Raw genomic sequence first — 18,659 nt, 5'->3', positions numbered from 1 at the left:
CTCAGGGCGTATCACGGTGTTATCGGGTTCAGAGGAAAGCATCATTGATTCGTCCTCGGGTCAAAGATCTGATACAGCATGTCAGACAGTAAATTCAGTGAAACGAAGATCAAGCCAACCAGCAACACACACCCCATCACCGCATTCATATCACCGAGCAGTAAACTGCCGGTCAGATAGGAGCCAAAACCGGGCCACGAGAAGACGGTTTCGATCAGTACCGCACCTTCCAGTAGTGAGCCGTAGGCCAGTGCGACCACCGTCAGCAGTTGCACCAGAATATTGCGGAACGCATGGCCCCACAGCACCTGAAACTCAGATAAACCCTTCACTTTGGCGGTGATAATGTACTCCTGCGACAGCTGCGCCAGCATAAAACTGCGGGTCATGCGGCTGATATAGGCCAGTGAGTGGAAGCCGAGAATAGTGGCAGGCAGCACCAGATGATTGAGTGCGCTGCGGAACACCTCCCACTCTCCCGCCAGCGCCGAGTCAATCAACAGCAAGCCGGTGCGGCGATCCACCAGACCGTCATAAGCCATATCGACCCGCCCGGCACCGCCCACCCAGTTTAGCCAGGCGTAGAACACCAGCAGCCCCATCATGCCGACCCAGAAGATCGGCGTTGAGTAGCCCACCAGACTGATAAAACGCACCACATAGTCAGCAAATTTGCCGCGTCGCGCAGCAGCCATCACCCCCAGCGGAATCCCCAGACCGGCCCCCACCAGAATCGCCATGGTCGCCAGTTCGATGGTGGCGGGGAAGACGCGGATGATGTCATCCACCACCGGCCGGCCGGTCAGCAAGGCATTGCCGAGGTCACCGTGGATCAGCGAGTTAAAATAGATAAAGAATTGCGTCCAAAGCGGCTTATCCAGCCCCAGTTGCAGGTAAACCTGCTGATAGGTGCTTTGATCCGCATCTTGGCCGACAATCGCCAATACCGGATCGATCGGCATCACCCGCCCAATAATAAAAGTCAGAATCAATAAGCCGAATAGGGTCACCGCCACTTGCAAAATGCGTTTTGATAAACGCCGTGCGACACCATGGGGGGCCAACCAGTCTGAAAGCTTCATGCTATCCTCCCGAAATGGACAAGGCACACGGCGCCCTGCCCCTTAGGTTGCGTGCAGTGAGTTATCGCTGCTTATACACCTGTAGCAGGCGGGTCGTGGTTGACGGGTGCGGCACGTAATCCATCACATCTTTGCGCACCACAACGGAATCAACCATTTGTGAGATCGGTAAAATGGCAGGGTATAGCGCGTCATAGCGCTGCTGAACTTCAATGTACATTTGCTTCTGTTTGACCGGATCTTTCTCGATTAACGCGTTATCAATCAGATCGTTAAGCTGCTTATCGTAGAACGAGGTGCGCCAGCCCTGGAAGTTGGTCAACTTAGCGGCATCACTGTTATCGGGGTTATAGGCAATCGAGCGCAGGCTAGAGTGAGGATGTGGATCAACACCGCCACCGCCACGGCCAACCAGCATGTCGAATTGACGATCGCGCATTGCGCCATAGACCTGATTGCCTGTGCCGGTCAGAATTTTGGCCTGAATCCCCGCCTGTGCCAGTGTGGATTGCACGGACGTCGCTACATTGATGAACGGTGGATCAGAGAGCACGCGCAGAGTGGTGGTGAAACCCTCTGGATAGCCCGCTTCAGCTAGCAGCCCCTTGGCTTTCGCCACATCCAGTTTATAGCCAGGATCCGGCAGGGTGACATCCATCCCTTTCTGAATCGGGCGCTGATGAGATATCCCGTAACCCGGCATAATAGTGCTATTAATGCCATCATAATCAATCAGGTAACGTACCGCTTCGCGCACTTTAGGATTGGCGAAGTGGGGCTCCTTCAGGCTCATGGCAACATAATAGATGGTGCCGCGCTGGACTTCGTCGACCTTGATGTCTGGGTGACTTTTCAGCGCGTTGATATCCGGCACCGACATGCCACTGGCAATATCAATATCGCCTTTCTCGATCATTAAACGCAGCGCCTGTGACTCCGTCATGTGGCGGAATATCGCCCGTTTGATCTTGGCATCCCCCTGCCAGTAGTTCTCTACCCGACTCATGCGTAGGACATCTTTCGCCTGCCAGACATCCAGCTTGAAGGGGCCAGAACCCGCTTCATTGGTGGTCAGCCAGCCATTGCCCCAATCGCCATTTTTCTCATGTTGCATCACAGTGGCGCGATCCAGAATCGAACCACTGCCCAAGGTGCCCAATGAGTAGATCACCAGTTTCGGATCTGTCGGTTTAGGCAGCTCAATCTCCACCGTTAAGGGATCTTTGGCGCGAATCAGTTGCTCGACGTTATCGGCGGTGAAACCGTAGGATTTCCAGGTGGTGGCTTGCGCCAGATTGAGGTGCATCAGGCGATTCATTGACCAGGCAAAATCAGCTGCCGTCACCGGATTGCCAGAGTGGAATTTCATGCCATCCCGCAGGGTAAAGGTGATTAACTTGCCGTCATCACTGATTTTCCATGCTGTGGCCGCGCCGGGCAGCACTTTACTCGGCGTATGTGGATCCAGCTCCACCAATGAGTCATACAGATTAACAATGATAGAAACTGCATCATTGCCCGTCATGGCTGCCGGATCGAGAGACAGCAGGTTATTCATATTCATGCCAACAATCAGTTGGTCATCGGGCGTTTTAGCCACACTGACGCCAGCCGACGTCAGTGTGACCAACAGGGTAAGGAGGAGTGTTCTAACTATTATTATCGCGTTCATGGACCATCTCCGGTAAGAAAAGACTAGATCTGAATGCTTGTTTTTATAGTCAATACAACGGGTTACTATGACCCAAAGACAGTAGTGTTGCCGGTTAGCGAGTGAGCTAAAGGTTAATCGGTGCTTAGGGTATGGGCCTCGATATAGTCGAAATTGATATCCTCACCCAACCCAGGGCGTGTCGGCAGTGAGACATAACCGTCACTGTCCATCGGGTCGATGATGCTATTGAGGTAAGCGGCCGGCTGGTCATAATCGAGGAACGGATGCAGTAACCCGCGCTCATACCAACGGCAGTTACGGATAGCCCCTACCACCGCCAAATTAGGTGCGCCGTTGCCGTGAATTTCGCAATCCATGCCGAAAGATTCCGCCAAATGTGCCACTTTCAAGCAAGGAGTAATGCCACCCACACCCTGAACACCGGCGCGTAAAATATCGCAGGCACCGGCTTTCACCCAGTCAGCACGGCTAAAGTACTTACCCGCCAGACTTTCAGGCCCAATGATGTCAATCTGGAGGTTCTCCCGCAGCCAACAATAAGAGGCCATGCTCTGCTCCTCCATCGGTTCTTCAAACCAACTGAAATTCAACTTTTGTAACTCGCGGCCGATGTAGAGTGCGTCGCTGCGGCTATACCAGTGGTAGCCATCGAGCATCAGCGAAATATCCGGCCCCACCGCTTCGCGTACGGCGGCACAAGCACGGACATCCATTTGTGGACTCGGCGCAAAGGAGACCGGCGGCATCCAGGTATGCAGCTTAATCCCCTTATACCCTCTGGCGACCAGTTGCTCAGCAAAGCGCGCATACTCATCGGGGGTGGATAAGCCATCGGCCAATTCGTCACCACACATGGTGCTGCCGTAGGCCAACACTTTATCGCGATAACCACCGAGTAATTTATAAACGGGCTGGCCCAGCTTGCGCCCTAACAGATCCCAGATCGCTTGCTCGGCAATCGCCAGCGCCCGATCGGTTAATTGATTGGCGCTGCCCCGCTGCCAGTGCACCAAATCATTCCACAGCCGCTCACGGTCAAAGGGGTTCTGCCCAATCAGCACTTTTTTAAAGAAGCTATTGATGATGTGCGGGCGAATGACTTCGGGAGGAGCAAAAGCATAACCACAATCGCCTTCGTCGGTGGTTAAGGTCAGCATCGCCATTTTGGCCTGCGACTCCTCACCGGGATGCGAATGCCCTGCGGTATCAGAAACACGTCGGGTGGGATAAGAAAAGACGGTTACATCTACTGAGATTATTTTCACCTGATTACCTGCCTTTAAAGTTCATCTCGTTTTCAATCGAAACGGTGGTCGCTTCGCGAGTGTTTCCTGACTCAATGGCCTTCATCCCTCGGCGCGAGAAACACTAATCCCTTATTTTTAATAATGATTTAATCACTTTACATATTAGAACGTCAGATCTTTTTAAATGGAATGTTATTTCACTTACTCAGTATTGAAGATAACCAGCGAATAGTCATTAGGAAATTCGCTGCAAAAGCAGCAATAAATACGGGGTTTTTTAGGCAAATGCCCAGTTTATTGTGAGCAGTATCACGATGAAATCGAGGGGAAGTGTCATACATCACAAAACAGGGCAGAACTACGGGGTTCAATTTGAGGTTTAAGACCCCTGCTTGCCACCACTTAGCTTCTCAGACAATCACTAGCCAATAGCTATCTCAACGATAGGCCAAGCTGCCGTCTACTTTCCAAAGGGGAAGTCGATAATCTGGCAACCTCAACGGGTGTCGATGGCCAGAAAGGCGGAATTAATGCCCCGACCGTATTTAACGCCGTATTTAATGTTAATCAATTCTGGGATGGCCGCGCCGTTGATTTATAACAGCAGGTAGGGAGGCCGCCACTGAATCCGGTAGAAATGGCCTCAACATCATGGGACGATATTATCAGTGACTGGTAAAGAGTAGATTTAGGATAAAAGACGTTGCTTAGAAATAAGCCCTCAAGCTATGCTCATTCTCATTTATAACAAAATGTAACAGGGAGTAGATCGCCGCCTGATTCCTCCCTGATTATCCTACGAACGCTTTTATAAAAATAATAGGAATGAAAATGAAGAAATTATCTCTGGGGATCCTGGTCGTGGCGTTAATCAGCGGCCAGCCAGTCTTGGCTAAAAGCTGGCAGGAGATTAAGCAAAGCGGGGAGTTACGCATTGGGGTGCCTGGCGATTATGCCCCTTTGGCATTCCATGATAAGCAGGGCCAATTAGTCGGTTATGATGTTGATATGGCAAAGTCTCTGGCCGAGAGCCTAAAACTCAACGTCACCTTTGTCACCACAAGCTGGCCGACACTGTCGGACGATTTGGTGGCAGATAAGTTTGATATCGCCATGGGTGGCGTCACCGAGACAGCGGGCCGTGCAGCACAATTTGCCTTATCCAGCGCCGTGGTCAAAAACGGTAAAATTGCCCTCGCCAACTGCCAGCAAGCCAAAAAATTCCCGACGCTGGATGCCATTGATCGCGCAGCGGTAAAAGTGATTGTGAATCCCGGCGGCACCAATCAATCATTTGTCGATGCTAATATCAAACAAGCCCAGATTATTCGCACCAAAGATAATGTCGCAAATTTGCAGGGTGTCCGCGATCAGAGCGCCGATATTATGTTTACTGACTTGATCGAAGGGGATTATTACCAGAGCAAAGAGCCGGGAGTATTTTGTGTCGCCACACCGGAAATATTACCCGGCACTGGTAGCTACAAAGTTTATATGATGTCTAAGGATAACCAACCGCTGTTAAAAGAAGTAAATCAATGGCTAACTGGCGAGACAAAATCCACCTTGGCGCATAAGTGGAATATATCTGAGTAGGGCGGTTTTGATTGCCATCCGTGGCAACAGTGATTCAGTACATTAAGCCGTTAACCCACCGTCCAGCACCAGGGTCTGGCCGGTCATGTAGCGGCTGTCATCGCCAATCATAAAGGCGCTGACGCGGGCGACCTCTTGCACGTCACCCAAGCGCCGCAACGGTATCTGTTTACGCAGCCCTTTTAAGGCATCGGCAGGCATCGCGCGCGTCATGTCGCTGTCGATGATCCCCGGCAACAAGCAGTTTACCCGAATACCAAAACGCCCCATCTCCAGCGCCAGCGAGCGGCCGAGGCCAATCATTGCCGCTTTACTGGCACCATAGGCGCTCTGCCCAATATTGCCTTTGATGGCGGTGACCGAAGACATCAGCAGAACTGCGCCCTCGCCCTGCATCATCATCTGCGGCAATAGATGCTTGTTCCAGTAGAAGACGGCATTCAGATTGGTGTCCAGCACATTGCGCCAGTTCTCGCCATTTTGCTGAATGTGTAAGCTGTCACCGGTAATGCCCGCATTATGGATAACCGCACCGGGCGGGCCATATTTCTCCAACAGCAGCGGAGCTAACTGGTCAACATCTGCTTCGTTGCTGCCATCACAGCGGTAGTGGGTCACCGAGCCGGGTAGCCCTGCACAGCTCTCTATCACTTCGCCGCTCTGTTGCTCACCGCTACGCCAGGTAAAAACCACATCCCACTCTTTCGCCAGCTCTTCAACCAGTGCACGGCCAATGCCACGGCTGCCGCCGGTAATCAATACCCATTTCCTGCTCATAATATTACTTCTTCTGCTCAGCTAATTTCTGGCAAAGCTCGCCTAACGTCATATCTGGGTGTTCCATAAACATCTCGGCATTCAGCGTGGCACCGAATTCGCGCTTTGCCAGCACCATCAGTTCGACGTAATCCAGGCTGTCGAGTTTCAGCTGATGCAGCGACATCTCAGGTGAGAGTGCTGACATTTCCAAATCTTTAGCGTCACACAACATTTCGCAAACGGTGTCATAAACGTGTTGATACTTTTCCATGGTCAATTCCTTATTGAGTCGCGGCTAATGGCCACGTTTTTAATGTTACGGCGGTAGTGATTAAGGGTCCGGCGTCTGACCAGGCCTGAATCGCGGCGCGCAATACCCAACCCTCTTCGGCATTACCAACGATTAACGTCGGTTCGATGCTGTATTGCAGCGCACTACGGACAAATAAATGCGGGTTGGTGCGCAGTAAATCCGCACTAAAATGCACGTCATGGTGGGTCTGGATGACAGGCACATGCTTGAAAATATCAATCAAGGTGTCCGCCTGAATCCCCGGCAACACCTCTTTAGCGCTTGCCAACGTTTCCGGGGCGGCCACTAACAGCTTAAACAGCAGCGCGTCGAAAAATCCCCAACACTCATTGGGTTCTGATGCATTGCCAGGAAATTGCTGGCTGAACTGATGAACTTGTTCCGCCGATAGTGAAGTCCATTGACCACTTTTCATCTGTTCCAGCGCGGGCCCGCTGCGCAATTTGCTGTTGAAGCAGCTTTCGCCAGTCCCCATATCCAGCAGATTGCCACTGACTTGCCCCACGGCCTCACTGAGTTGTAACTGATAGGCCGTGTGGCACAGCACTGGCTGGCGCAAGCGCACATTAAACCGCAGGAAATCCGCCTGAGGCATAGCCGGTAATAGCGCCGCACTGAGCTGATATTTGATATCCAGCATCGCGCGCATACCGTGAACCGTGAGTTGCTGTAGACCCAGATGCTGCGCATGTTGCAGATCAAAGTGGATCGGGTTGTAATCGCCGGAAAACTTAGCCCAACGTTCAGCATCGCTGAGGGTGTAGTTAAAGATCATGCTCAATCCAACCCGATAACCAATGCGGCGTTCGCCCCACCAAAGCCGAAGCTGAGGTTTAGCGTATTGCGCAAAGCTTTTGGCCGATGCCCTTCACTGATGTAGTCCAGATCGCACTGCGGATCGGCATTTTTCAGGTTACAGGTCGCGGGCATGATCTGATGCTTCAGCGCTTGCAGGCAGATAATCGATTCAAAGCTGCCCGCTGCGGCAATCAAATGGCCGGAGTAGGATTTGGTGCTGGACAGTGCTGTGGTATAAGCCGCATCACCAAATGCCTGCTTGATGGATTGCGTTTCATTCAGATCGTTAAGCTGAGTCGAGGTGCCGTGCAGGTTAACGTAATCAATCTCTTCGGCGCTCAAACCCGCCTGCTGCAAGGCGTGGCGAATAGTTTTCACCCGCGCCACGCGGTCTTCTGCTGGTGCAGTAAAGTCAAAGGCATCGGAGTAGTTACCGTAGCCTTTGATCTCGCCGAGGATAGTCGCGCCGCGAGCAATCGCCCCTTCGCGCTCTTCGAGGCACAAGACTGCCGCGCCCTCAGAGAGCACAAAACCATTGCGATCCAGACTAAACGGGCAGCTGGCTTTGGTGACATCCTCTTGCTCGCGCGCCAGTGCGCCCAGAATGTCGATATTCCACACCGCCGCATCGCTGCGCAGTGATTCACCCGCCCCTGCCAGCATCATTGATGCGCGGCCGCTGCGGATAATTTCAAATGCATCACCAATGGCGATAGTGCCGGTGGCGCAAGCGGCGATCGGTGAGTTCTGATAACCCCGTAATCCCCAGTACAAGCTACAGGCGGCAGTACCGGCATTCGGCATCGACAGGAAGCAGCCGAAAGGTGTACCCAGCCCGGTTTCCAGATAACCTTCGTAGTTATCATGGGTCTCATCTTGCCCGGCCCAGCCGCTGCCGATGATGGTGCCACAATCCAGCAAATCATAATAAGCTTCCGGCGACTGCTCGCCGAACGCCATGCCCATGGCTTCTCGTGCTGCCGCCAGTGCCAGTCGGGCATAGCGCGGTAGGCGGCGGCGAATGGCCGCAGGGACCGATTTCAGATTAGGTTCAGCGTCAAGCAAGCCAAAAAAGCGCGACTTGATGCCCTGCTCAGACTTATCGTAATAACGGTAACCCAGTTGGTAATCCATAATGGCGTCCCAACTCTGCTGTGCCGTCATGCCCATCGGGGTCACGCTGCCGTAACCGGTTACGACAACGCGGCGCTGTTTATCTGTCTTCGTCATGATTTAATTCCTTTACTGTCCTTACTGTTATCGACTCCACTGCTCACTACGCCGCCGCCAAGGGCTAACCATAATTTCATGGTGGCATTCAGGTAGTTATATTGCAGTTCGAGCAAACTGGTTTCACTGGTCAGCAGGGCATCCTGCGCGTCCAGTAAGGTCTGAAATGAGATAGCACCCGCCTGATATTGGCTGTTGGTTAGGCTCAACCGACGTTGGCTAAGTTGCAGGTTCTGCCACTGATTCTGTTTCTGTTTCTGGTAGCTCAGCCGCTGGGTCATCGCGTCATCCACATCTTTCAGTGCGCTATAGACCTTGCGGCGGAAATCAACGGCAGCCAATTGCACGTCCAGTTTTGACTGGTCGATGGTGAGCTGCACGGTATTCCATTGTAGGAAGGGCAATGCGCCACTGGCACTTAGGGTACGGCTCGGGTTGCTAAACCACTGTGAAAACACCGCGCTACCCGCATCCAAGGTGGCACCCAGCGAGAGTGTCGGATAGAAATTCAGTTTGGCGACATCCGAACCGGCCAATGCGGCACGCAAGCGCCACTCGGCGGCCTGCACATCGGGCCGCTGGGCAATGACCTGTAGTGGCAAACTTTCCGCGATTGGCACCTGCTGCTGGAGATCCAATGACTGACGTTCTGCCTGACGATAATCAGGCGCACGGTTAAACAGCAGCGCCATGGCATTGCGCGCCGCTTCCCGCTGCTGTTCGAGATTTTGATACTGGTTTTGGCGATCCAACAACGACTGCTGCGCCTGCAACAGCTCAATCTCACTCGCATCACCGGCCGCCAGCCGTGATTGCACCATTTTTAGCGTCTCCTGCGAGATAGCCAATGCCGTCTGTTGATAACCCAGCTGCTGATTGAATTTGGCAATCTGCCAGTAGAGATCCGCAGTGATACCAATCAGCGAGAGCGCCGTTTCCTGACGATCCTGTTCAGTGGCGTTCACCAGCCACGCCGATTGCTCGCGGGCGCGGGCCAGTTTGCCCCATAAATCCAGTTCGTAGCTCAAACCCAGCGAGGTACTATAGCTCTCTCGCGGCTGAGTATTTTCATTCAGCGAACGGGTATTGCTGCCCGTACCGTTCAGCGTGACATTCGGGGTCATATTGGTATTGGTCAGCCCTGCCGTGAGCCGCGCCTGCTGTAACTTCAGCCCTGCTGCCGCCAGATCATTGTTGCTGACCAACATGCGGTTGATGCTTTCCGACAGTTGCGGATCATCGAAATTCTCCCACCAGTGCACGCTGTGGTTCAGGTAGCCGCCGCCACTGTCCTTAACCCGCCATTCGTCGGGCACTGACAACATTGGCCGCTGATAATCACTTTTCAGCAGAGAGCCGCAACCGGTGAGCAACAGAGCAATTAGCCCTGCATTAATCAATCTATTCATTCTCGAGCCAACGCCTCGGTCGGGTGTAAACGCGCGGCATTGCGTGCGGGGAAGAAGCCGAATCCCAGCCCAATAAGCGCAGAGAAACTGCACGCCATCACCAACGGCTGCCAAGTGAAAATCATGGTGAACGTCTCCGTCACCCACGAGAAAACCACCCCAGCCAGGGCCGAACCGGCGATGCCAATCAAACCGCCGAGGGTGCAGATCACCACTGCCTCAATCAAGAACTGGAGCATGATGTCGCTCTGCCGTGCACCGACTGACAGGCGAATCCCGATTTCGTGGGTGCGCTCGGTGACCGACACCAACATGATGTTCATCACGCCAACCCCCCCCACCAACAGCGAAATGGCGGCAATTGCCGTGATCAGCAGCGTCATCGAATCAGAGGTTTTCTGGATGGCTTTGCTCATTTCATCATTGCTCAGAATAAAAAAGTCACGCTGACGATGGGCCTGATCCAGCAGCATCTCAACTTCGCGCTGGGCCGCATTCAGCTCAAAACCCTCTCGCACTCGCAGGGTGATCGACTCCAATGGCATCTCTCCGGAGATGCGCTCGGTTAGCGAGGTATAGGGCATCCATGCGCTCAGTAATCCGCCGAACTGCATACCTGAGCGTTTGGCGACCCCTATCACCCGTAACGGAATACCGTCGAGTTGCACAATCTCGCCAATCGGGTTTTCCCCACCAGCAAACAGTGTGTCACTGAGTTCAGGTTGCAGGACAACCACCGGCTCACGGGTGCTGACATGGCTTGAGCCAAAGCCCGCGCCGTTAATAAAGTTCAGCCCTTCCACCTGAAAGTAACCGCTGCTAACCCCAGAAAGATTGATCATCACTTTTTTATCGCCACGCACCGCCGTCACCATTTTGCTGACCACCGGTGACAAGCTATCGACGTAAGGTTGCTGGCTGAGCAACGCCACATCCACCGGAGTGAGGGAGCGTTCCAGGTCAGGGCGCGGTTTATCCCAGCCCAGTCCGGGGCGAATATCCAGCGTACTGGTGCCAAGCTGACTGATTTCACTGAGGATTTCTTGCCGTGCGCCTTCCCCTACTGCCATGGAGGAGACCACCGACGAAATGCCGATAATGATGCCCAGCATCGATAAAAAAGCGCGAATACGGTGGCCGAGCAGTGAGCGCCAGGCCATTTTTATCGCTTCGCGCACACTTAACCACCAGTGCGGGCGGCCAGTGGCAACAGTGGCGGGTAACGCCGCATGAACCACGGTGCTTTCAGCCACCGAGTTGTGACGATCGGCAATGATTTCACCGTCGCTGATCTCGATAATGCGCTGGGCCTGATTGGCGATATTGCGATCGTGGGTCACGATAATAATGGTGTGACCGGACTGATGCAGGCCGTGGAGAATCCCCATCAGCTCCTGCCCGCTGGCACTGTCCAGCGCCCCGGTGGGCTCATCCGCCAGAATAATGCCCGCGCCATTCATCAGGGCGCGCGCAATACTCACCCGCTGCTGTTGCCCCCCTGAGAGCTGCGCCGGTTTGTGCAACAAATGCTGGCCCAGCCCCAAACGACGCAGCAAGTAGGCTGCACGTTCCTGACGCTCGGCGGCGGTCATCGCGGTATAGAGTGCCGGAATAACCACGTTTTCGGTGGCGGTTAAGTAGGGCATCAGGTGGTAGCGCTGAAAAATAAAACCGATGTACTGGCTTCTTAATTGCGCCAACTGTTCGCTGCTGGCTTCGCGCGTCGAAATGTTATGAATCGACATCTCGCCCTGCGTCGGCTTATCCAAACAACCAATGATGTTCATCAGCGTCGATTTGCCCGAACCGGAAGCACCAATGATCGCCACCATTTCGCCGCTGTGAATCGACAGTGAGATGTTCTTCAGCACCGCCACCGACTGCGCACCAGAAGCAAAATGGCGATAAATGCCTTTGAGCTGGATCAGCGGATCCGCGTCAGCATGAGCAGGGTTATGGCTCATGGGTCGCTCCCGATGGCGCACCCATTAGCACCACCTGATCACCCTGATTCAGCCCCTCTTTCACTTCGGCATATTGAGCATTACGCAGGCCAAGGGATACCCAGCGAGTGGCGATCTGTTTGCCGTTGACCACTTGCACCCGATAGCGTTTATTCGGCTGCTGTTCACCCAGCGCAGAGAGTGGCACGCGCAGTACATTCTTCGCCTGCGCAGTGATAATAAACACTTGTGCCGTCATCGAGGTGCGCAATAGCCGCTCGCGGTTAGCGATAGTGAATATGCCGTTGTAATAGATGGCGGAGGTCTGTTGGTTGGGCTGCGGTCCAGTGCTGTCTTCCCGTAAACTCTCCGCAGACGCTTCCTGAATGGCATCCATTTGGCTTTCGTAACGGCGCTCAGGATCCGCCACCACATAGAACCATAACGGCTGCCCGACACTGACTTTGAGAATATCGGTTTCGGAAATGCGCGTGTGTACCGTCATGGTATCGACATTGGCCAGTACCAGAATTGTGGGTGCGCTTTGTGAGGAGACAATGGTTTGTCCCTCTTTGGTGACGATGCCCAGCACTTCGCCATCAATGGGGGCCGTGATGCGAGTAAAGGCCAGATTGGCTTTGGCTGTTTCCATCGCCATTTGGCTCTGCACAATCAGGGCTTCATTAACGCGTAACTGCGCCACTTGGCTATCGTATTGCGCTTGTGCTTTTTCCAGCGCGCTTTTCACGCCCGAATTATCTTTTATCAAGGTCTGCTGGCGGCGAAGCTCCAGTAAATATTGGCGTAACAGTGCCTGCGCGGCCTGCTTCTGCGCCTGCGCACTCTCTAATTCAGCCCCGGTTTTACGTAATTCGTTCTGCTGTAGTGTGGGGTCGATTTCAGCCAGCAATTGGCCTCGGGTCACGCGGTCGCCCTGCTTGACATAAAGTTTGGTGAGCTGCCCGTTAACCTGCGCACCGACATTGACTTGCAATGAGGGTTTTAAGCTGCCGGTTGCCATGACATTTCGTTCAATATCACCGCGACCAATGGTTTCAGTTAAAGGGGGGACAGCCTGCTGACTATCCGATAGCCATAGCGCCACCCCACCGCCAATCACCAACAACAGGGCAATCAGCAGGATCAGCGCTAAGCGCCGTGTTTTACTTGTCATATTGATACGCATCAGTTAACCGCCGCTGGCGTGAGGTGGCTTGAGGTCACGGATTGAGAGAAACGCACCAGTTGGCCGTCGTTCAAGCGGAAAACCCGATCAAACATCGGCAGCACACGGTCACTGTGGGTCACGGTGATCAGCGTTTTCTGGTGTTCGCGGCAATGAGCCAATAGGGTCTTCATCACTTGATGGGCGGTCTCTTCATCCAGATTGGCGGTGGGTTCATCCAAAACCAAAACCGGACAATTGCTGTACATCGCACGGGCCAGTAATAAGCGTTGGCGTTGCCCTAAAGAGAGCGCGGCGTGACTTTCACGCACCAGAGCGTTGAGGCCACCCGGCAATTTATCGATGACCGCCGTTAATTGCAGCCCTTGTAGTGAGCGCTCAATACGCTGGCGTTTATCCGCATCCAGATGCCCATCAAACAGGGTGATATTGTGCAATACCGAGGCGTTGAACAGGATGTCCTCCTGACTTTGCAGGAAGAACAGCGCGTGGGCCTGCTGAAAATCAACCGGTTCGCCATCGACCAACACCTGCCCTTGCTGTGGCGGCATCAATCCTGCCATCACTTTCAGTAGGGTACTTTTCCCAGCACCGGATTCACCGATGATCGCCACACTCTGCCCACGGGTCAGTGACAGTGACAAATCGCGCAATACTGGCTGGCTGGCGTCGTAGGCAAAACGGATCTTCTGGTAATCCAACTGGCGGGTAAACGCCGGGATCGCTGGAGGAATCGACGAGCGACTTTCAGGCGACGTTGGCTGCCCTGCCGGGAACAGGTCACGGGCGCGGATATCAATCACATGTAGTTGGTTTTTCTGCAAAATCGCATAGAAAATCTTGGTGATGTACGAGGTGAAAATTTCGCGCACAAAACTGTAGGCGAAAAACTCGCCCAGACTCAGTGTTCCCTGCTTCAACATTGGCAAAGCCAGCAGCATAAAGAACACCATTTCCAGGCTGCCGATCAGCTGATAGAGGCTATTTTTGACCTGATCGTATATTTTTTTCTTCTGTAACGCGCTGAACAGCGACAGCGCCAGACCAGCAAATACCCCTTGGCGTTGGCTGGCTAAACCGGCAGATTTAATGGTAGAGAAGCCCTGAATGGTTTCCAGAATGAAATCACTTTGCTCAGCGCCTTTGACCTGTAACTGCTGGGTGTAATAGCGGTCACGGTAGATGGCCCAAATACTGATCAGTCCCATCAACATCACGCCAACCGCTGATACCATCGCCAGTAATGGGCTCATATAGCACATCACTGCGAGCGCAATAGCGCCGATGATCCAGTCGGTGCGCAGGCCATTATCCAGCTCAATTTTTTGGGTGGCGGCCATTTGCCAGTTCGAGAAGCGGCTGAAGATATCGCCCGGTGCGCGCTTATCAAAAAAGTTGAGCGAATGGCTAAGCAGACGGGAAAAACCGGCGACGCTATTGAGCACCACAAATTGCTTGATGTAGCGCTCGGTGATGTACCGCACACAGAAAGCGAGTGAGGTGGAGACCACAAAGGCCAGCAGAAAATAGAAGTAGGGGAAGTCTTTGTCGCCCGCAGAAGAGAACACATCATTGATCGCGCTGCTGACCATGGTCGGCATGATAAATAGCGTCAGAGAGATCAAGAACGCCAGCGTCATTAGCCAGTAGATCCCCCGAACATTCGCGGTCTCTTTCAGGCTCATGCAGTCGAGCGCGCTGAGTCGCTTACTCTGTTCCATCTTCTTCACGGCTTCAGGATCGGCTGGGGTTTCGGGGTCCAGCACCAGCGCATAACCGCTGATCTCTGCTTTTAGGGCATCCATCGGCAATAGCTGCTGTCCGATAGCTGGGTTCATCACGCAGACATAGTTACCTTTACGGTAAGCGAGCAGCACATAATGGCTGGCACCGTAATGCAAGATGGCTGGCAACGGAATAGCTGACAGCTCTTGATGCTCAAACACCACCGGATAAGCCGGTATCGCCAACTCAGACAAAATAGTGCACAGCGTGGCCAGTGAGGTGCCATGTTGTGAGGCAGGATAGCGCTCCCGCAAGCTTTCCAAGGGTGCGTTGATGCCTTGCGTCTGTGCCAGCATCGAGATACAGGCCAAGCCGCATTCATTGGTTTCGCTTTGAAAAACTTGCGTCGGGATTATCTTTTCCATTTTCTACTATTCTTTATAAGTGACATTTATTCGTTAATAAAAAATAACGAATGTGAGTGCCATAACAGCCAATCTTGCGGATGCTGCGTCATTGACGTTTCGATCAATTCAGGTAATTTCTTTTTGACTTCCCGTGCACTAAGTGCAGGGTAAATATGGATTTTTATCCCTTTGTCGTAATAAAGGTAATAAAAAACCACCTGCGCCGACAGGGCGCGGGCAATGCGAATAATGCCGCTGTGCAAATTGGCGGGGCGGTTAAACAGCTGGCAGGGCATTTTGGCCGTTTCTGCTATCTGGTTATTGACGGTGTAATCAGGCGTAATGTCCGGAAAAACCATGATATTTCGCTTATGCTCTGCCGCTTCCATAATGGCATCCATCAGGTTACCGGCAATCGCACGGCTATCAGCATGAATGGAGCAATAAGAGATATTCACCCCGCCCATTTGCCGCGCCCGCTCTTCATAAGCTTCAGCGCTGGCCGAGACCACCACTGTCGCCTGCCCCGGATAAGCTCCTGCGCCCACCATGCCAGCAAGCACATCTGAAACCATGTGCAGTGGTGCCAAAACAACCGGAGAACCGGCTTGGTGCAGTGCGCTAACATGGCTGTCCAACTGCTGAGTACAGGCGGCCAACTGCGCTAAAATCCGCCGATTCTGGCCGTAAGTTGCTGCCAACTCCAACACCTGACGCCGCTGTGCCGTGCGAATAAAATTCTGCGCTGACGGGCTTTTCTGACCCACCAATAAACACTGGCTATTGGCGGCTGCCACCCGTGCCAGATTCTTCTGTCGCCGCGACGCCAAACCGAAAGCCCGGTGCAAAGCACCGAGCATCAGTAGAAAGCGATAATCACCGTGCCGTAACAACCAGACAGCCAGTTGGGCCTGCCAGCGGGTGAATGCTTGCCCACGGAAAGCCAGCTTATCCAACTGGTTTCTCCAGGCAAAATAACCCCATACGGCTAGCAGTCTCATTATTTATCCAGCGCCTTATCGTGCTCAAGTAATGACAAGAGCTGATCCGAGAACGCCGGGAATTCACGATCCTGCAAGGCTATCCATTTCTTACCGACGACAAAGGATGGGGTGGCGTCAATGTTGTAATGTGCCGTCACAGCCTTCATGTAGGCGAGTAGCGCTTTAGCTTCCTCAGACTGGCTAGCTTGCTGATATTGGGCGACATCGATGCCATTGGCTTTTAACCAGTTTTCGAGTTGGCTGTTATCGCTCAAATCGATGTTATCTTCGAGTACCGCTTTATAGGCACTTTGGCGGTGCTGCGATTCAATGCCCATCACGGATAAGGTGGCGAACATCGGTGCGAAACGCACCAGACCAGCAGTTTTGTCACTGCTGATATGTAGGCGGATAAAGCGGCTGCCCTCTGGCATGCGCTTTTCTAATTGGGCGACGTTCTCTTCGTTGATGGCGCAGTAATGGCAGCCATAAGAGAAGAATTCGATAATCGTTTTATCGTCTTTGATCGGGCTGTTGGCAATTTCACTGTCGCTAACTGATATCAGCGTTTCCTGTGTATTTTGATTCAGCACGAAATAGTGGAAATAGGCTGTTGTTATCAATGAAGAAATAAGGATAACCAACAGTGTGTAACCGATAAAAAAGCCCTTATTTCTAAATATACTGTTTTTTATCGAGATATCGTTTTTGATAGACATAAAGGTGTATTCACATTCAAGGTTCAGGTAAAGACATAAACAAGTGTAAAATCACATTTATGTCGGCTTAAAATCGCACCACTTAATATTCAATTAATACGAAATTTCTTGAATCTGAAAATTAGTTTCGCATTAATAAAAATAAATCAGGCAAGTACAGTTATTCCCCCGCACTTGCCTGGGTAATCATTAAGTATTGTTAGACATCAACAAACACTTAAAACTACATATTACATGCAGTTAGAGAAATCAGCTGGTTTAGAAGTCGTGCTAGTCACTTTACCGTGTTTATCAGTACAAGTAGTCGTTGCCATACAAGTTGCAGTTGTGCCATTAGCTTGCAGCTGGAAAGTATCTTTACAAGTAATACCAGTACCGCCAACGATTGTATTGGCATCAGCCAGGTTCATTTTTTTCATGAGTTTTTCCTTAAAGAAAAAATAAAAAATTACAGCCTATTATTTAATAGCCCATTGAAGTATGCGTTTTTAGCTATAGATATAAATCTTAATAACCAACCACTAAAACACAGTGAATTTATACTCTATTAACGCAATGAATTACAACTTAAAAATAACATTTATTTATTCTAAAAAATAGATAAATAAATGCCGCAAGGGTTCGCTGCTATATTAAAATAACAGTCTAACACCTCACTTTATGAAAATTAAAATAGCATATTTGAATACACTATTTTATCTTCATAATAATCATGCACTCAGATTAAGAGTGCATATCATTCTCTATTTAGAGGTATGACATAATCACAACTCCACTACCGCTAAATGTGCCCGCGTCAGGTAATGCGGGCGCATGAAGGGTTGATTCAATCGGGAAAGAGGTATTCCCCACCCCTGCGACGACCGTGACACTATTGGAAAGATCTTGCCCTGATACCTTCAATGTCGACTTTAGGTTCCCATTTTGCCCAAGGCTGATGTTTTGGCCACCCACGAGTGTCAATACCACTGATGTTGTGGCGGTGCAGTTGATGATCAAAGGTTCAGTTTTTGTTGCACCATCAACAGATTGCTGACTAAGCGAACCATGGTTGATATAGACATCACCGGTGACTTCACAGGTTTCTGGGGTAGGAGGAACCGCACCGCAATAAGAGCCAGGAATCAAACGACTGGTAAAGTTAGAATCACCAGATCCTTGCCAATATAAGATACCAAAACAGGTATTAATGGAGCTCAACACCACTGTTTTCGTACTCCAATTACCTGCAACACCATTCTGATCAACAAATTTTTGTCTCATCATTTTCGCCGTCGCGCCCTGGCTAACAATGACGCGTGTCGACGCCGAACTAGGGTTAAGGCATTGCTCCGACGGAGTACTTGAGTAATGGCATATCGCCACTGAACATGATAAGGAAGTGCAAAGTACTTCATCAAGTTCTTCACTCGGCCAAGAATATGTACCGTTATAATGCCCGTCAATCCGCGTTTGTGTCGAAACCCAGGCACTGGCTTGGCTATAGAGCGGCAATAAGAACAGCACGCAAGCTATTAGCCAGCAATATCCATTTTTAAATCGCATATTAGGCTGTTCCATTTGTTTAAGTTCCATTGTCCTATCAGC

At 51.8% G+C, this 18,659-nt stretch carries 16 protein-coding genes and 1 pseudogene; 2 read left to right on the top strand and 15 right to left on the bottom strand.

Annotated elements, in window-relative coordinates; genetic code table 11:
• Positions 1-41 precede the first annotated feature (41 nt).
• The 3 genes from ACZ76_RS13135 to ACZ76_RS13125 form a co-directional block, all read right to left on the bottom strand.
• Entirely contained in the window at positions 42-1,082 is a 1,041-nt protein-coding gene (locus ACZ76_RS13135; RefSeq protein WP_048619316.1) for an ABC transporter permease, read from the bottom strand.
• A gap of 61 nt (positions 1,083-1,143) precedes the next feature.
• On the bottom strand, positions 1,144-2,754 hold the full coding sequence (locus tag ACZ76_RS13130; protein WP_048619315.1) for an ABC transporter substrate-binding protein: 1,611 nt from the start codon (positions 2,752-2,754) through the stop codon (positions 1,144-1,146).
• Positions 2,755-2,867: 113 nt separating this feature from the next.
• Entirely contained in the window at positions 2,868-4,022 is a 1,155-nt protein-coding gene (locus ACZ76_RS13125) for a mandelate racemase family protein (protein WP_048619314.1), read from the bottom strand.
• A 433-nt stretch (positions 4,023-4,455) separates the two neighbouring features.
• On the opposite strand from ACZ76_RS13125, the pseudogene ACZ76_RS18520 reads away from it, so the two are divergent.
• Both ACZ76_RS18520 and ACZ76_RS13120 read left to right on the top strand, forming a co-directional pair.
• Positions 4,456-4,674, top strand: a pseudogene (locus tag ACZ76_RS18520) (cytochrome c peroxidase); the annotation flags it as partial.
• A gap of 161 nt (positions 4,675-4,835) precedes the next feature.
• Positions 4,836-5,600, top strand: a complete 765-nt coding sequence (locus tag ACZ76_RS13120; RefSeq protein WP_048619313.1) for a transporter substrate-binding domain-containing protein — start codon at positions 4,836-4,838, stop codon at positions 5,598-5,600.
• 42 nt (positions 5,601-5,642) lie between these two features.
• On the opposite strand, the gene ACZ76_RS13115 is transcribed toward ACZ76_RS13120, so the two are convergent.
• From ACZ76_RS13115 to ACZ76_RS13060, 12 genes are all read right to left on the bottom strand, one after another.
• The gene (locus ACZ76_RS13115; RefSeq protein ID WP_048619312.1) at positions 5,643-6,377 is read right to left on the bottom strand and encodes an SDR family NAD(P)-dependent oxidoreductase; all 735 of its coding nucleotides are present in this window, start codon (positions 6,375-6,377) and stop codon (positions 5,643-5,645) included.
• Between the two features lie 4 nt (positions 6,378-6,381).
• The gene (locus ACZ76_RS13110) at positions 6,382-6,630 is read right to left on the bottom strand and encodes an acyl carrier protein (RefSeq protein ID WP_048619311.1); all 249 of its coding nucleotides are present in this window, start codon (positions 6,628-6,630) and stop codon (positions 6,382-6,384) included.
• A 10-nt stretch (positions 6,631-6,640) separates the two neighbouring features.
• Entirely contained in the window at positions 6,641-7,447 is an 807-nt protein-coding gene (locus ACZ76_RS13105) for a MaoC family dehydratase (protein WP_048619310.1), read from the bottom strand.
• A gap of 2 nt (positions 7,448-7,449) precedes the next feature.
• The gene (locus ACZ76_RS13100; RefSeq protein WP_048619309.1) at positions 7,450-8,700 is read right to left on the bottom strand and encodes a beta-ketoacyl-[acyl-carrier-protein] synthase family protein; all 1,251 of its coding nucleotides are present in this window, start codon (positions 8,698-8,700) and stop codon (positions 7,450-7,452) included.
• Positions 8,697-10,109: an efflux transporter outer membrane subunit gene (locus tag ACZ76_RS13095; protein WP_048619308.1), complete on the bottom strand. Its 1,413-nt coding sequence runs from the start codon at positions 10,107-10,109 to the stop codon at positions 8,697-8,699. Before ACZ76_RS13095 ends, ACZ76_RS13100 begins: the two co-directional genes overlap by 4 nt.
• On the bottom strand, positions 10,106-12,073 hold the full coding sequence (locus ACZ76_RS13090; protein ID WP_048619307.1) for an ABC transporter permease: 1,968 nt from the start codon (positions 12,071-12,073) through the stop codon (positions 10,106-10,108). The genes ACZ76_RS13095 and ACZ76_RS13090 overlap by 4 nt, the downstream gene beginning before the upstream one ends.
• Entirely contained in the window at positions 12,063-13,226 is a 1,164-nt protein-coding gene (locus ACZ76_RS13085; RefSeq protein WP_374700754.1) for an efflux RND transporter periplasmic adaptor subunit, read from the bottom strand. The genes ACZ76_RS13090 and ACZ76_RS13085 overlap by 11 nt, the downstream gene beginning before the upstream one ends.
• An 11-nt stretch (positions 13,227-13,237) precedes the next feature.
• Positions 13,238-15,388, bottom strand: a complete 2,151-nt coding sequence (locus tag ACZ76_RS13080; RefSeq protein ID WP_048619305.1) for a peptidase domain-containing ABC transporter — start codon at positions 15,386-15,388, stop codon at positions 13,238-13,240.
• Positions 15,389-15,414: 26 nt separating this feature from the next.
• On the bottom strand, positions 15,415-16,371 hold the full coding sequence (locus ACZ76_RS13075; RefSeq protein WP_048619304.1) for a lysophospholipid acyltransferase family protein: 957 nt from the start codon (positions 16,369-16,371) through the stop codon (positions 15,415-15,417).
• Positions 16,371-16,997, bottom strand: a complete 627-nt coding sequence (locus ACZ76_RS13070) for a DsbA family protein (RefSeq protein ID WP_048620293.1) — start codon at positions 16,995-16,997, stop codon at positions 16,371-16,373. Before ACZ76_RS13070 ends, ACZ76_RS13075 begins: the two co-directional genes overlap by 1 nt.
• 305 nt (positions 16,998-17,302) lie before the next feature.
• Entirely contained in the window at positions 17,303-17,491 is a 189-nt protein-coding gene (locus ACZ76_RS13065) for a DUF4762 family protein (RefSeq protein WP_048619303.1), read from the bottom strand.
• Between the two features lie 328 nt (positions 17,492-17,819).
• On the bottom strand, positions 17,820-18,647 hold the full coding sequence (locus ACZ76_RS13060; RefSeq protein WP_074007662.1) for an MrpH family fimbial adhesin: 828 nt from the start codon (positions 18,645-18,647) through the stop codon (positions 17,820-17,822).
• Positions 18,648-18,659: the final 12 nt, after the last annotated feature.

It is taken from the genome of Yersinia aleksiciae, from assembly GCF_001047675.1.
GTDB lineage: Bacteria > Pseudomonadota > Gammaproteobacteria > Enterobacterales > Enterobacteriaceae > Yersinia > Yersinia aleksiciae.
This window is presented reverse-complemented; position numbering and strand designations above follow the sequence as displayed.

Excerpts from the sequence above, each read along its gene's own strand:
- ACZ76_RS13135 (WP_048619316.1), bottom strand. The coding sequence starts at position 1,082 with ATGAAGCTTTCAGACTGGTTGGCCCCCCATGGTGTCGCACGGCGTTTA.
- ACZ76_RS13130 (WP_048619315.1), bottom strand. The coding sequence starts at position 2,754 with ATGAACGCGATAATAATAGTTAGAACACTCCTCCTTACCCTGTTGGTC.
- ACZ76_RS13120 (WP_048619313.1), top strand. The coding sequence starts at position 4,836 with ATGAAGAAATTATCTCTGGGGATCCTGGTCGTGGCGTTAATCAGCGGC.
- ACZ76_RS13115 (WP_048619312.1), bottom strand. The coding sequence starts at position 6,377 with ATGAGCAGGAAATGGGTATTGATTACCGGCGGCAGCCGTGGCATTGGC.
- ACZ76_RS13110 (WP_048619311.1), bottom strand. The coding sequence starts at position 6,630 with ATGGAAAAGTATCAACACGTTTATGACACCGTTTGCGAAATGTTGTGT.
- ACZ76_RS13105 (WP_048619310.1), bottom strand. The coding sequence starts at position 7,447 with ATGATCTTTAACTACACCCTCAGCGATGCTGAACGTTGGGCTAAGTTT.
- ACZ76_RS13100 (WP_048619309.1), bottom strand. The coding sequence starts at position 8,700 with ATGACGAAGACAGATAAACAGCGCCGCGTTGTCGTAACCGGTTACGGC.
- ACZ76_RS13095 (WP_048619308.1), bottom strand. The coding sequence starts at position 10,109 with ATGAATAGATTGATTAATGCAGGGCTAATTGCTCTGTTGCTCACCGGT.
- ACZ76_RS13090 (WP_048619307.1), bottom strand. The coding sequence starts at position 12,073 with ATGAGCCATAACCCTGCTCATGCTGACGCGGATCCGCTGATCCAGCTC.
- ACZ76_RS13085 (WP_374700754.1), bottom strand. The coding sequence starts at position 13,226 with ATGACAAGTAAAACACGGCGCTTAGCGCTGATCCTGCTGATTGCCCTG.
- ACZ76_RS13080 (WP_048619305.1), bottom strand. The coding sequence starts at position 15,388 with ATGGAAAAGATAATCCCGACGCAAGTTTTTCAAAGCGAAACCAATGAA.
- ACZ76_RS13075 (WP_048619304.1), bottom strand. The coding sequence starts at position 16,371 with ATGAGACTGCTAGCCGTATGGGGTTATTTTGCCTGGAGAAACCAGTTG.
- ACZ76_RS13065 (WP_048619303.1), bottom strand. The coding sequence starts at position 17,491 with ATGAAAAAAATGAACCTGGCTGATGCCAATACAATCGTTGGCGGTACT.
- ACZ76_RS13060 (WP_074007662.1), bottom strand. The coding sequence starts at position 18,647 with ATGGAACTTAAACAAATGGAACAGCCTAATATGCGATTTAAAAATGGA.